The sequence below is a fragment of the Arthrobacter sp. Z1-15 genome (genome assembly GCF_054792395.1).
The window spans coordinates 628,972-642,543 of the sequence record NZ_CP096454.1; the positions used below are offsets into that span (position 1 = coordinate 628,972).

Annotated in this window: 10 protein-coding genes; 7 read left to right on the top strand and 3 right to left on the bottom strand. The window is 65.8% G+C overall.

Going from position 1 to position 13,572, the window contains the following annotated elements:
* The first annotated feature begins 66 nt into the window (after positions 1 to 66).
* From M1D40_RS02960 to M1D40_RS02985, 6 genes are all read left to right on the top strand, one after another.
* Complete coding sequence (locus tag M1D40_RS02960) at positions 67 to 2,427, top strand: beta-xylosidase/alpha-l-arabinosidase (RefSeq protein WP_461170142.1); 2,361 nt, start codon at positions 67 to 69, stop codon at positions 2,425 to 2,427.
* Positions 2,428 to 2,498: 71 nt separating this feature from the next.
* The gene (locus tag M1D40_RS02965; RefSeq protein ID WP_461170988.1) at positions 2,499 to 3,458 is read left to right on the top strand and encodes an ABC transporter permease; all 960 of its coding nucleotides are present in this window, start codon (positions 2,499 to 2,501) and stop codon (positions 3,456 to 3,458) included.
* Positions 3,452 to 4,378, top strand: coding sequence for a carbohydrate ABC transporter permease (locus M1D40_RS02970; RefSeq protein ID WP_461170143.1), 927 nt, complete (start codon positions 3,452 to 3,454; stop codon positions 4,376 to 4,378). Before M1D40_RS02965 ends, M1D40_RS02970 begins: the two co-directional genes overlap by 7 nt.
* 63 nt (positions 4,379 to 4,441) lie before the next feature.
* Positions 4,442 to 6,067, top strand: a complete 1,626-nt coding sequence (locus tag M1D40_RS02975) for an ABC transporter substrate-binding protein (RefSeq protein ID WP_461170144.1) — start codon at positions 4,442 to 4,444, stop codon at positions 6,065 to 6,067.
* Between the two features lie 102 nt (positions 6,068 to 6,169).
* Entirely contained in the window at positions 6,170 to 6,859 is a 690-nt protein-coding gene (locus M1D40_RS02980) for a YesL family protein (protein ID WP_461170145.1), read from the top strand.
* Positions 6,856 to 8,904 carry a beta-galactosidase gene (locus M1D40_RS02985; RefSeq protein ID WP_461170146.1) on the top strand — a complete coding sequence of 683 codons (2,049 nt, stop codon included), beginning with the start codon at positions 6,856 to 6,858 and terminating at the stop codon, positions 8,902 to 8,904. Before M1D40_RS02980 ends, M1D40_RS02985 begins: the two co-directional genes overlap by 4 nt.
* 19 nt (positions 8,905 to 8,923) lie before the next feature.
* Here M1D40_RS02985 and M1D40_RS02990 read toward each other — a convergent pair whose 3' ends face one another.
* From M1D40_RS02990 to M1D40_RS03000, 3 genes are read right to left on the bottom strand one after another with little or no spacing between them, the layout of a single operon-like run.
* On the bottom strand, positions 8,924 to 10,147 hold the full coding sequence (locus M1D40_RS02990; RefSeq protein ID WP_461170147.1) for an N-acetylglucosamine-6-phosphate deacetylase: 1,224 nt from the start codon (positions 10,145 to 10,147) through the stop codon (positions 8,924 to 8,926).
* The gene (locus M1D40_RS02995; RefSeq protein WP_461170148.1) at positions 10,144 to 10,926 is read right to left on the bottom strand and encodes a glucosamine-6-phosphate deaminase; all 783 of its coding nucleotides are present in this window, start codon (positions 10,924 to 10,926) and stop codon (positions 10,144 to 10,146) included. The genes M1D40_RS02990 and M1D40_RS02995 overlap by 4 nt, the downstream gene beginning before the upstream one ends.
* A 38-nt stretch (positions 10,927 to 10,964) precedes the next feature.
* On the bottom strand, positions 10,965 to 11,747 hold the full coding sequence (locus M1D40_RS03000) for a FadR/GntR family transcriptional regulator (RefSeq protein ID WP_341395482.1): 783 nt from the start codon (positions 11,745 to 11,747) through the stop codon (positions 10,965 to 10,967).
* A gap of 206 nt (positions 11,748 to 11,953) precedes the next feature.
* Here M1D40_RS03000 and M1D40_RS03005 point away from each other — a divergent pair, with 206 nt between their 5' ends.
* A complete protein-coding gene (locus M1D40_RS03005; RefSeq protein WP_461170149.1) occupies positions 11,954 to 13,555 on the top strand; it encodes an ABC transporter substrate-binding protein in 1,602 nt (533 codons plus the stop codon).
* Positions 13,556 to 13,572 lie beyond the last annotated feature (17 nt).

Below are 13,572 nucleotides of genomic sequence, written 5' to 3' on the forward strand. Positions count from 1 at the left end.
TACACGGGGAACTTTGTCTTCTTCGGGTCGGCAGCCGCTTACCCGATTGTTTGACAAAGGAGTCATATGCCACGCATCGCCCGCTCGAGCAGCGAAGAGCTCTGGCGTGACGAGTCCGCGTCTCCTGCGGACCGCGCAGCCGATCTCGTTTCCCGGATGACGCTCGAGGAGAAGGCCGCCCAGCTGGTGGGCGTGTGGGTGGGGGCCGACAGTTCCGGCGGAGGAGTAGCCCCGCTCCAACAGGACCTGGCGGCCGACCCCATCGACTGGAACGCTGTCACCGAACATGGGCTTGGCCAGCTGACCAGGCCTTTCGGTACGGCGCCGGTGGAACCCGTTGCCGCCGCAAAGTCACTTGCGCTCTCTCAGGAACACCTTGTGGAGCGCAGCCGCTTCGGGATTCCGGCCCTTGTCCACGAGGAGTGCCTCGCCGGTTTTGCCGCCTGGCGCGCCACCGCATATCCCGTTCCCCTTGCGTGGGGCGCCACCTTCAATCCCGGACTGATCCAGCGCATGGCGGACACCATCGGCCGATCGATGCGTGCCGCCGGCATCCACCAGGGCCTGGCACCGGTCCTCGACGTGGCACGCGATTACCGCTGGGGCCGCACTGAAGAGACCATCTCCGAGGACCCCTACCTCGTCGCGACCATTGGTACGGCCTATGTGAAGGGACTCGAGGGCGCGGGGATGATCTCCACCCTGAAGCACTTCGCGGGCTACTCGGCCAGCCGGGCCGGACGGAACCTCGCTCCCGTATCGATGGGGCCCCGGGAATTCTCCGACGTCCTCCTTCCCCCGTTCGAGGCCGCCCTCCGGCTCGGCGGAGCCCGCTCGGTCATGCACTCCTACACGGAAATTGACGGGGTGCCCTCCGCCGCGGACAAAGCCCTCCTCACCGGAATCCTCCGCGACCGCCTGGGCTTCGACGGAACCGTCGTTGCCGACTACTTCGGCATCCGCTTCCTGGAACGGCTGCACCGCGTCGCCGAAGACGGAACGGCTGCGGCCGGGCTTGCCCTGAATGCCGGGGTCGACGTCGAACTCCCCACAGTCGACACCTTCGGGTCGCCGCTGCTCGAGGGCGTGAGAGACGGCCGCATCGAGGAAGCACTGATTGACCGCGCGGCACTCCGGGTCCTAACCCAGAAGATTTCGATCGGTCTCCTCGACGAGGACTGGTCTCCTCTCCCGGCCGGCGTCGAGTCGCTGGAGCTGGACACCGCGGAGGGTCGGGACCTGGCGGAGCTGATGGCTCGTGAATCCCTGGTCCTTCTGGCCAACAGCGAAGGGGTCCTGCCCCTGGCAGCCGGAACCCGCGTCGCCGTTGTGGGTCCCCTCGCCAATGACCCGATGGCCATGCTCGGCTGCTACTCGTTTCCCGTGCATGTGGGTGGAAAACACCCGGAGACTCCCGTCGGAATCGATATCCCCACCGTGTTCGAAGAGCTCCGTGCCGGTTTCTCCGAGGTCACCCATGTGCAGGGCTGCACTGTGGACGGCCCCGGCCGGGAAGGTTTCGGGGATGCTGTTGACGCGGCCCGCGAAGCCGACGTGTGCGTCGTCGTCCTTGGCGACCGCGCCGGTCTCTTCGGCCGGGGAACCTCCGGCGAAGGCTGCGACGCGAGCGACCTGGAACTGCCCGGAGTGCAGTCGGAGCTGCTCGCGGCGCTCCTCGACTCGGGGACGCCGGTGGTGGTGGTGCTCCTTGCCGGCCGCCCTTACGCCCTCGGTGACGCACCCTCCCGTGCCGCGGCCGTCGTGCAGGGATTCTTCCCGGGCCAGCGGGGCGGCCGGGCTGTCGCCGACCTGCTCAGCGGCAGGTTCTCACCGTCCGGACGCCTGCCCGTCAGCATTCCCCGGGACCCGGGGTCGCAGCCGGGGACTTACCTGACCGCCCCGCTGGGAGCGAAGTCCGGGGTCTCCGACCTGGACCCTTCCCCGGCCTTCGCCTTCGGGCACGGAATCGGTTATTCCAGCTTCGACTGGAGCGGCGTCCGCGAAGTGGAGGGCCGCTCCGACTGGGAGGTCGACGGCGAGGTCACCATCGAAGTGACAGTAACGAACACGGGCGTTATGCAGGCGGCGGACATCGTCCAGCTGTATCTGCATGATGCCGCCGCCCAGGTCACCCGGCCGATACAGCGGCTTGTCGGATTTGCCCGCGTGGAGCTGGAACCGGGGGAGTCCGTCCGCGTCGCCCTGACGGTCCCGGCAGACCTCACCGCGTTCACCGGCCTCGACGGGGAACTGATCGTCGAGCCGGGAGCCGTTGAACTGCGCGTGGCCCGCTCCAGCGATGACATCCACACAGCCGTTGGGCTCCAGCTCGTCGGCGGTCTCCGCCGGGTGGGAGCGGACCGGGCGCTGACCAGCGTCAGCACCGTCACCACGGCGATCCGGCCGGAACTCGAGGGGGCGCTGTGAGCCTGAACCAAACCGGTGTGTCGACCACCGGCGCCGGCGCAACGGGACCCGATGCTGCAGCCGCCGTCGGCATGTCGGCCGAGATTGCGCCGCGAAAGAGACGCCGTCCCTTCCAGCCGAAGACGGGTCATGTGCCGTGGAGCAAGAGCCTGCGGCGCGACTGGCAGCTCTACGTCCTCGTCATTCTGCCGCTGCTGTTCTTCGCGATCTTCCGCTACGTGCCGATGCTTGGAAACGTCATCGCGTTCCGCCGCTTCCGGCCCGGCGGCAATATCTTCGGCGAAGAATGGGTGGGATTCCGCTATGTGGAGATGTTCCTCAACGACCCGACGTTCTGGGCCGTGTTCGCCAACACCTTCGCCATCGGTTCGCTCACGCTGCTCTTCTGCTTCCCGCTCCCCATCATCCTGGCGCTGATGCTCAATGAAGTCCGGTCACGGTACTTCAAGCGTTTTGTGCAGACGATTTCCTATCTGCCGCACTTTCTGTCGATCGTCATCATTGCCGGAATGCTCATGCAGCTGCTCTCGCTGGAGGGCACGGTGAACCAGATTGTCCGGGCGGTCGGCGGGGACGCCATTCCCTTCCTGCAGACACCGGAATGGTTCCGCACCGTCTACGTCTCGTCCGAGGTGTGGCAGACGGTGGGCTGGGGAACCATCCTCTACCTGGCCGCCCTGACCGGCGTGGATACGGCGCTCTACGAAGCCGCACGCATCGACGGAGCGAACCGGTGGCAGCAGACCTGGCACGTCACGCTGCCGGGCATCCGCCCCACGATGGTCACCCTGCTGGTGCTGAATATCGGCACGTTCCTCTCCGTCGGGTTCGAGAAGATCCTGCTCCTGTACAACCCGCTCACCTATCCCACCGCCGACGTGATCTCCACGTATCTCTACCGGGTCGGGCTGGAGGCCAACAACTTCAGCTACGCCGCAGCGATCGGCATGTTTGAAGCCATTATCGGCCTCACCCTGATTCTTTCCGCCAATGCGATTTCCCGCCGAACAGTAGGGACAAGCCTGTGGTAACCACCGCCCAAGCACCCACCGACTTGAAGAAGCCGGAGCAGAAGCCCCGCCGCGTCCGTTCCAGCCGGGGTGAGCGGATCTTCCAGGTCTTCAACACCATCGCGCTGCTCGGCGTCGTCGGCGTGACGCTGTACCCGTTCGTGAACATCATTGCGCAGTCTTTCAGCGGCGAGTCAGCCATCCGGGCAGGCCAGGTGAACCTGTGGCCCAAGGGATTCAACACCACCACCTACCAGCTGGTGCTGAACGACTCCCTGTTCTGGACGAACTACAAGAACACCGTGGTCTACACAGTGGTGGCCACCATCATCGCCATGGTGCTGACCACGTGCTACGCCTACGTGCTGTCAAAAAAACGGGTGCGCGGCCGCAAGTTCCTCATCGGCATCGCGGTTTTCACGATGTTCTTCAACGGAGGGCTCATCCCCAACTACGTCCTCATCTCCAGCCTGGGCATGACTAACTCGCTCTGGGCGATAGTGCTTCCCAACGCCATCTCCGTCTTCAACCTGCTGGTGATGAAATCGTTCTTCGAGAACCTTCCGGAAGAACTCGAGGAAGCCGCCCAGATTGACGGTCTCTCCACCTTCGGCATTCTGTTCCGTATTGTCCTGCCGCTGTCCAAAGCTGTCATGGCAACAATGGTGCTCTTCTACGCCGTCGCCTTCTGGAACTCCTGGTTCCAGGCCTTCCTCTACATGGACCGTGCGGATCTTTTCCCCGTCACGGTCTATCTCCGAAACCTCATAGCCGGTGCATCCAATGCATCGTCTTCAGCCGGCGGCTCGGACCTCGCCCAGGTCGCCTCGAACATCCAATCGGTCACGATGGTCCTCACCGTGCTCCCGATCCTCTGCCTCTACCCCTTTGTCCAACGGTATTTCGTCTCGGGAGTCATGCTCGGTTCCGTCAAAGGCTGACGGCTTGGCACCTCCCGTTTACCCGCCCCTCAACGCCGACCTGTCGGCAACGAAAGGAAAGACATGCTGTCCACACCCAGGAAGGTCCTTGCGGCAGGAGCGCTGGTCGCCCTTGTCGCCGGACTCACGTCGTGCTCGTCGAGCAGCGAAGCCGACGGCGCCGATGTTGCCGGCAAAGATGCCGGTGCCATGGCGGATTACAAAGCCGGCGACCAGTTCAAAGCCACGGAAGCCCTCGACTTCTCGATTCTGTTCAGCGACCACCCGAACTACCCGCTCAAGGAAGACTGGCTGTTCTGGGAAGAGCTGACCGAGCGGACCAACGTCACCCTGGAACCCACAGTGGTTCCCATGAGTGACTACGAGCAGAAACGCAGCCTGATCGTCGGCGCGGGCAACGCTCCGATGATCATTCCGAAGACGTACCCCGGCCAGGAAGAGGCGTTCGTGTCCTCGGGCGCAATCCTCCCCGTCTCGAAGTACCTCGACCTGATGCCGAACCTCTCGGAGAAAATCGAAAACTGGGGGCTTGAAGACAACATCGAGGGGCTCCGCCAGGCTGACGGGGAGTTCTACGTGCTGCCCGGAGTCCACGAGGCCGTCTGGCAGGACTACACGATTGCGGTCCGCACCGATGTCATGGAGGAACTCGGACTCGAGGACCCGAAGGACTGGGACGAATTCCGCGAAGTCCTGACGGCAATCAAGACCGCGAACCCCGATTCCTACCCGCTGTCGGACCGGTTCCAGGGCGACAGCCTCCTGAACATCATCTCCATGACCTACGGCGTTTCGGCCGGCTGGGGCTGGAACGCGGCATCCTGGAATGAAGACGACGAGAAATTCGAGTTCACCGGGACAACCGACGAGTACCGCGAGTTCGTTGAGTATGTGGCCGGACTCGTTGAGGACGGGCTGATCGATCCGGAGAGCTTCACACAGGATGATGAGTCAGCCAACCAGAAGTTCGTGAGCGGCAAGTCCTTCGCGATCAGCACCAACGCACAGACCCTCGTGAACGACTACCGGCAGGCCCTCAGCGATACCGTCCCGGGCGCCACTGTCTCGAAGATCCCGCTGCCCGCGGGACCGGCAGGCAACGTTGTGGCCGGAACCAGCCTTCTCGAGAACGGCATCATGATTAACGCCGAGGCTCTCGAGAGTGAGAACTTCACCGCCATGATGCAGTTCATTGACTGGCTCTGGTACTCGGACGAAGGCATGGAATTCGCCAAGTGGGGCGTTGAGGGAACCACCTTCACCAAGGACGCGGACGGGAAGCGGACGCTGGCCGCCGACGTCGACTACGTGAGCCTCAACGCGGGTGCACCGAAGCACCTGCAGAAGGACTTTGGATTCGGCGGCGGCGTCTTTGCCTACGGCGGAACGACGGACCTGCTCCAGTCAACGTTCTCCGAGGAGGAACTGGCCTTCCAGGACATCATGAAGGAGAAGGACGTCCTTCCGCTGGCTCCGCCGTTCCCGCTGGAAGAAGCGGAGCGCGAGCAGGCCACCCTGCTGGAGACGCCCCTCTCCGATACCGCCAAGCAGGCCACGCTGCAGTTTATTCTCGGCCAGCGTGATCTCTCCGAATGGGACAGCTACGTCGCTGAACTTGAGGGCAAGGGCATGGGCACGTACATCGACCTGGTGAACACCGCCTACGACCGCTACGCCGACAGCAAGTAGACCGCACGACAACATACAGATACCGGCAGCAAGTAGACGCCGTCACCGGGGCCCCTCACGGGGCCCCGGTGACCGCGGCATTTTTTCCCAGAAGGAGCAACAATGAGCCAAACGACAGACACCCTGACGTCCGGCACGCTGGGCCAGATCACGGCCGCCGTCTACCGGGTCCTCGTTCTGGAAGTCCTCTTTCTGGCAGCTGCGTCGCCCGGGCTGGTCCTGCTGGTGACGCTGTCCCCCGATCCTTCAAACGCACCCCTCGCCGCACTGAGCCTCCTTCCGGCGGGCCCTGCGTTCGCCGCCGTGATCTTCGCGTGGCGCGCCAGCACCGGCGAGGAACACCTGGCGCCTGCCCAATCATTCTGGCGCGGGTACCGGCTCAACGCGGCCAGCACCCTCCGCTGGTGGTGGCTGGTGCTGACGGTCATCGCCATCCTCGGCATCAACGTCGCCTTCCTGGACTCCGTGATTCCGCCGGGGCTGCCGCTGGTGCTCGCAGGCGCCGCGCAGGGCGCAGTGTTCCTCCTCGTGGCCGTGGCCGCCCTTCACGCCATGGTGATCAACTCGCTCTACAACTTCCGCACCCGTGACATCCTCCGGCTCGCCTTTCGTCTGGTCCGTTCCTCTCACCGGGCCACCATCGGGGCCGCAGCCATCGTTATTGCGTGCGCCGGCGTCGTCGGCGTGGGGTCCGAACTCGCCCTTATCGCGCTGGCGTCGATCGTTGCGGCGGTTGTGCTGCAAAACGCCCATACCCTGACCACGGACATCGAGGAGAAGTACATCGCGTGAGCGGCACCAGCCCTATCCGCCCCGTCCCGCAGAACAAGGTGCTGTACGGCGGTGATTACAACCCCGAGCAGTGGCCGCCGAAGGTCTGGGAAGCGGACCACGCCGCCTTCGATCGTGCCGGCATTGACACTCTCACCCTCGGCGTCTTCGACTGGGCACTGATTTCCGCGGGCGAAGACGACTACGACTTCACCCTGCTGGACGCCGTCGTCGGCCGCGTTGCCGCCTCGGGGCGGCGGTTTGTCATGGCCACCGCCACAGGGGCACTTCCGCCGTGGCTGGCGCATCGGCATCCGGAGGTGAACCGCACCGACTTTGAGGGCCGCCGGCACGTGTACGGACAGCGGCACAACGCCTGCCCGAGCTCGCCGGTGTTCCGCAGGCTTTCGGCCCGCCTGGCCGGGAAGATCGCCGAACGGTACGCGGGCCATCCCCAGCTCGTTGCCTGGCACATCGGGAATGAGTACGGAGGCGCCTGCTACTGCGGCAACTGCGCCGCCGCCTTCCGCAGCTGGCTCCGGGAACGCTACCGGAGCCTGGACCGGCTTAACGAGGCATGGAACGCGGCCTTTTGGTCCCACACCTTCACCGACTGGGACGAGATTGTTCCGCCGAACGCACTGAGCGAGCACTGGCGCGGCCAAAACCACACGGCCTTCCAGGGGATCACCCTCGACTATCTCCGGTTCATGTCAGAGGCGATGCTGCAGAACTTCGTGGAAGAGAAGGCCGCGATCCGCGAGCATGACGCCTCGACCCCCGCCACGACCAACTTCATGGGCATGTACCGGCCCATCGACTACCACCGCTGGGCTGAACACCTGGACTTCGCATCGTGGGACAACTATCCGCCCACCGACCGGTCCGAGGCACGGATGGCGTTCACGCATGACCTCATGCGCGGGCTCAAGGGCGGCGATCCGTTCTGGGTGATGGAGCAGACGCCCACCATCACGGCGAGCCGTGACATCAACCCCGTAAAACGTCCGGGGGTGCTGCGGCTGTGGTCGTGGCAGTCCGTTGCCCACGGAGCGGACGCGGTGCTGTATTTCCAGATGCGCCAGTCACGCGGTGCCTGCGAAAAGTACCACGGAGCCGTGCTGGACCACTCCGGGCGCACTGACACGCGTGCCTTCCGCGAGGTGGCGGAACTCGGGGCGGACTTCCGCCGGGTGGGAGACGCCGTTCTCGGCGCCCGCACCCCGGCCCGGGCGGCACTGCTGTTCGACTGGGACAGCTGGTGGGCCTCCGAGATGACCGACGGCCTGAACCGCACGGTGAGCTATCCCCAGGTTGTCCTTGCATATCACCGTGCCCTCTGGGAGGCGGGCGTCCAACTCGATGTTGTCCCGGTGGATGCGCCGCTCGACGGATACGACGTCGTCGTCGCCCCGCTGCTGCACATGATCAAGGGTGATACGGCGGAGCGGCTCCGGGCGGTGGCGGAACGCGGCGGATCCGTTGTCTCCACGTTTCATTCCGGACGGGTCAACCAGGACACCAACGCTTTCCTCACCGATGTGCCGGGGCCGCTCGCTTCACTGTTCGGAGTGCGCGTGGAGGAGACTGATTCGCTGCCCGACGACGTCGTGAACCGGATCTCGCTGACCGGCGCCGGAGGGGAGCGGACCGTTACCTCGCGCAGCGTCTTTGAAATCCTCGTTGCCGAGGGAGCCGAAACGGTTGGCACCTACGGTGATGACTTTTACGCCGGGAGGCCCGCCGTGACCAGGAAGCCGTTCCCGGCCGGCGGTGCCGCCTGGTATGTGGGCACCCTGCTGGATCAGAACGGGCTTTTGTCCATTCTCCGGTCCGTCCTCGCCGAGCAGGGCCTCATCGGCCCGTACGCCGACGAACCCGAGCTGGAATTCGCCGTCCGGTCGCTCGGGGACGTCCGGACGGCCTTCCTGCTCAACCATGCTGACACCCCGGTTACCGTCCAGGCGCATGCCGCGGGCACCGATCTTCTCACCGGACGGGTTCTTGCCGCCGGCGAGCAGATCACCCTCGCGCCCAAGGACGTCGTGGTGCTCCGCGAGGCATAAAACCGGGCCCGTGCGGCGGCTACGCCGCGGTAATCCAGGTGCCGCGGTGCATCACGCCGGCCGGACGCAGGCCGGCATCCAGCAGCAGCACGTCGGCGGCGGCGCCTGCGGCCAGGGTGCCGATCTGTCCGGTCCTGCCGAGCACCCGTGCGGGAACCTCGGTGGCGGAATACAGGGCGAGCTCCAGCGGTACCCCGGCGGCCACGGCGTTGCGCACCAGATCCAGCATGCTGGCGGTGCCGCCGGCAAGGGAGCCGGAGGGCAGCCGGGCCACACCGCCGCGGACCCGGACCTCGGCCGGCCCCAGCCGGTACGATCCGTCGGCGAGTCCGGCCGCCGCCATCGCGTCCGTCACCAGCACGATATTCTCGGCCCCCAGCAGTTCAAACATCGCGGCGACGACTATTGGATCAAGATGGATGTTGTCGGCGATCAGCTCCACGACGGCGGTCCCGGCACGGGCTGCGCGCAGCGCTGCGGTGACGGCGCCGGGGGAGCGGTGGTGGATCGGGTCCATGCCGTTGAACAGGTGCGTGACCGTCGGAACCCGGCCCGCCAGTCCGGCGGCTGCCCGTGCCAGGGAGGCGCCGGCGGTGTCAGCTGCTGCAGCGGTGTGCCCCACCGACGGCACCACCGAATGCGCGGCAAGCAGGTCCACGAGTTCATCGGAGCCGGGGAGCTCCGGGGCATACGTCATGGTCCGCAGGTGACCGCCGCCTGCGGAAATGAGTTCCCCGGCGAAATCCGGGTCGGGGGAGCGCAGCCAGCGCGGGTCCTGGGCGCCGCAGCGGGCCGCAGCGAGGAACGGCCCTTCCAGATGGATGCCGGCAATATCGCCGGCCGCGGCCAGCCCGGTGAGCATCTCCAGGCCGGAGAGCAGGTCCGCGGGGGCAGCGGTGACCAGACTGGCCAGCACGGTGGTGGTTCCGGCGGCATGCATCCGGTGCAGCGCGGTGCGGGCAGCGGCAGCGTCAGCGGAGGGGAAGTCGACGCCGTAGCCTCCGTGGCAGTGAAGGTCCACGAGTCCGGGAACGGCCAGCTGCCCGGGAGTGAGTGTGATGGTGTTGGGTTCATTCCCGGCCGGGACGCCGGCTGCCGACAGCGCAGCGGACAGCCCGGACCCGGGCCCTGCGTAGAGGATTCCCGTTCCGGAAACGGCGACGGCGCTGTCCGCCAAGATCTCGGACCCCACCAGTGCCCTGCCGCGAAGAACAGTGACGGGCGGGGAAGCGAGGGCGGTCACTGTCCGCCCTCACCCGCAGCGGATCCGGCAGCGCATCCGGTTGCGCATCCGGTTGCGAACCCGGCCGGGAGTCCGGCTGCGGCAGCCCGGTCCAGCAGCACGGTGACGCGGGGATGCAGCTGGAGGGCGGAGGCCGGGCAGTCCGGACTGACCGGCCCCTGCAGCGCCCGGGCGATGATGTCGGCCTTGTCGGCGCCGTGCGCAATGAGGAGCAGCTCCCGGGCATCCAGAATGGTGCCGATGCCCTGGGTCAGGCAGCGGGTGGGCACCTGATCGGGGGAGTCGAAAAAGCGGGCATTGGCGCGCCGGGTCCGTTCGGCGAGCTGCTCCACGCGGGTGCGTGAATCCAGTGCGGCGCCGGGTTCGTTGAAGGCAAGGTGCCCGTTGTGGCCGATGCCGAGGATCTGCAGGTCCACGCCGCCCGCAGCGCGGATTGCCTGCTCATAGTCCCGGGCAGCTTCGTCCAGATCGGCGGCGGCGACATCGGGAACACGAACGGATCCCGGCCGGAGGCCCAGCCGCCGGACCACCTCGGTGTCGATAACTGCTGCGTAGCTGCGGGGATCTCCCGGTGGCAGACCAACGTACTCGTCCAGGGCGAAACCGCGGACGCGGGAGAAATCCAGGCCGAATTCCGCCAGGGCGTCATAGAGCGGCAGGGGGGAGGAGCCGGTGGCAAAACCGAGCACGGCGTCGGGCTTGGCCTCCACGCAGTCCCGCACGAGGGCCGCTCCCGCAGCCCCGGCTGCTTCCCTGCTGTCCAGGGTCAAAACCTTCATTGTGTCTTCCTTCGAATCGGTAGCTGCCTGCGCTGCGGTCATCGGTTGACCAGCTCGGCAATAGCTTCACGGATGCCGTCGAAATGGCTGTTGATCCGCTCCGAGGCCAGCACCTTGTCCCCGGCCCGTACGGCTTCGAAGATTTCCCGGTGCATCTGTGCGGTGGCGTGCAGGCTGGCAGCCTTCATGCCGGCCTCGGCGTGGATCCGGCTGTAGACATCCCAGAACACCGACATGAGGTGGGTCAGCAGTTCATTGCCCAGCGGCTCGAAAAGCTGCCGATGGAACTCCGAGTCCACGGCAGCCAGGGCGCGGCCCTGGTCGGCGAGTGATTCCATCTCCTCCACCGTGGCCTCAATGCGCGCCAGATGCGCGGCAGTCATGAGGCTCATGGCCTGGCCGATCAGTCCGGATTCCAGGGTTTGCCGGACATCCACCAGCTCCAGTGCTTCCTTGCCCTGCTGCCTGAGCGAGAGCCGTCCGCGGAAACTCAGCCCTGCGGTCAGAGCATCAAAGTTGGTGGGCGCAACGAACATGCCGTAGCCGTGGCGGATTTCCACCACGCCCAGGGCCTGCAGTACCTTCAGCGATTCCCGCAGGGTATTGCGGCCCACGCCCAGTGCCGAGCAGAGCTCCGCCTCGGTGGGCAGCGGGCTTCCGGCCTGCAGCTTGCTGTCCAGAATCAGCTCCATGATGTCGCTCTGCAGGGCCGCCAGCCGAGCCTGCGCACTGAAACGCGGCGGCCTGGCTTCCAAGCGGGCAGGGGGTGCGGGGAAGGAATGGTCCGCCGTGCCGGGCATCGGCGCTGGGGTGTCGCTCACCAAAATCGGAACTCCTCCGTCAAAAAGGTCTTCGGGCAATCTTCACAGGGATCGGCCGCGCAGAGCAGCGCCGTGGATGTTCTGCCGGGTCACAAATGTGACGTGCTTGACCCCCGCTTGTGATTCAGCCTACAGTCTACTCAACCCGCATGGGATGTCCTACGTCCGATATCCGCATCACACCCCCTGAATGGTGAGGCACCTTGATGACAACTTCAGCAAGCACCGGTTTCCTCCGGAGCGCAAGCCGCCGAGACTTCCTCCGAATTGCCGGCGTCCTGGGCGCGGCTTCAGCCTTCGCGGGGTCGATCGCGGCCTGCAGCCCCGGCGGTTCAGCTGCCGGCACCGCAACCGGCGCCGCCGCCGCAGATTCCATTGAGGCCGGTATTTCCTACTCGCTTTCCACCGGCTTCGACCCGATGACCGCCACGGGTGCCACCCCCGTCGCAGCAAACCTGCACATCTTCGAAGGGCTGACCGAGCTGCACCCGGCCACCCGCGAACCGTATCTCGCCCTCGCCGCCGCCGAACCGGAGAAGGTCGACGAAACCACCTACCGGGTCACGCTTCGGGAAGGTGCCACCTTCCATAACGGGGAGCCCGTCACCGCTGACGACGTCGTCTACTCCTTTGAGCGGGTCCTGGATCCGGCCAACAAGTCACTTTTCGCCGGCTTTGTCCCCTTCATCGCCTCCGTCACCGCCGACGGCGACGCGGTGGAGTTCAAGCTGAAATACCCCTTCGCTGAATTCGGCCCGCGCATTTCCGTGGTCAAGGTGGTTCCCAAGGCCTTGGCCGCAAACCAGGCCGCCTTTGACCTGGCACCGGTCGGCAGCGGACCCTACAAGTTTGTCTCCGCGGTCAAGGAAGACCGGATCATCTTCAAGAAGTTCGAGGAATACAACGGCTCCTATCCGGCCAAGGTCACCGACATGACGTGGCTTCTGCTGGCGGACCCGGCGGCACGCGTGGCCGCTGTCCCGTCCCGGACCCAGGCGATCGAGGACATTCCCTACCTGGATGTGGACCAGCTCAAGGCCAAGCTGGACGTGGAATCAGTGCAGTCCTTCGGGCTGCTCTTCATGATGTTCAACTGCGCGTCGGAAAAGTTCGCCGACAAGCGGGTGCGGCAGGCACTGCACTACGCCACCAACACCGAGGACATCATCTCCAAGGCCCTGCTCGGCAACGCGGCTGCCGCCACCTCCTACTTCCAGAAGGGCCACCCCTCCTACACCGAGGCCGGCACCGTCTACGGCTACGACCCGGAAAAGGCCAAGGCCCTGCTCAAGGAAGCCGGAATGGAAAACCTGAGCCTGACGCTCACCTCCACCGACGCCGGCTGGGTCACCAAGGTGACTCCTCTGATCAAGGAAAGCTGGGACGCGATCGGCATCACCACCACGCTGGAGCCGCTGCAGTCGGCCGCTGTCTACGCCCCGGAAAAGGTGGGCGGCCAGAACTTCGACGTGCTGATCGCCCCCGGCGACCCCTCCGTCTTCGGCAACGACGGCGACCTGCTGCTGAGCTGGTTCTACCGCGGCGACACCTGGGCGAAGAACCGCATGGCCTGGTCCGGAACCCCGGAGTACGCGGAGGTCCAGGCAAAGCTGGACGAGGCCGTGCAGCTGGACCCGGCGGAGGCGAAGAAGCTGCACGCCGCCGTCGTCGACATCGTGGCCGAAGAGGTGCCGCTGTACCCGCTGTTCCACCGCCAGCTCCCCACCGCCTGGGACAGCGGAACGCTTGACGGCTTCCAGCCCCTCCCGACCACCGGACTCTCCTTCGTAGGCGTAGGCCGGAAGTAAGACCCCGGCCTGCCGGA

Excerpts from the sequence above, each read along its gene's own strand:
- M1D40_RS02960 (WP_461170142.1), top strand. The coding sequence starts at position 67 with ATGCCACGCATCGCCCGCTCGAGCAGCGAAGAGCTCTGGCGTGACGAG.
- M1D40_RS02965 (WP_461170988.1), top strand. The coding sequence starts at position 2,499 with ATGTCGGCCGAGATTGCGCCGCGAAAGAGACGCCGTCCCTTCCAGCCG.
- M1D40_RS02975 (WP_461170144.1), top strand. The coding sequence starts at position 4,442 with ATGCTGTCCACACCCAGGAAGGTCCTTGCGGCAGGAGCGCTGGTCGCC.
- M1D40_RS02980 (WP_461170145.1), top strand. The coding sequence starts at position 6,170 with ATGAGCCAAACGACAGACACCCTGACGTCCGGCACGCTGGGCCAGATC.
- M1D40_RS02995 (WP_461170148.1), bottom strand. The coding sequence starts at position 10,926 with ATGAAGGTTTTGACCCTGGACAGCAGGGAAGCAGCCGGGGCTGCGGGA.
- M1D40_RS03005 (WP_461170149.1), top strand. The coding sequence starts at position 11,954 with ATGACAACTTCAGCAAGCACCGGTTTCCTCCGGAGCGCAAGCCGCCGA.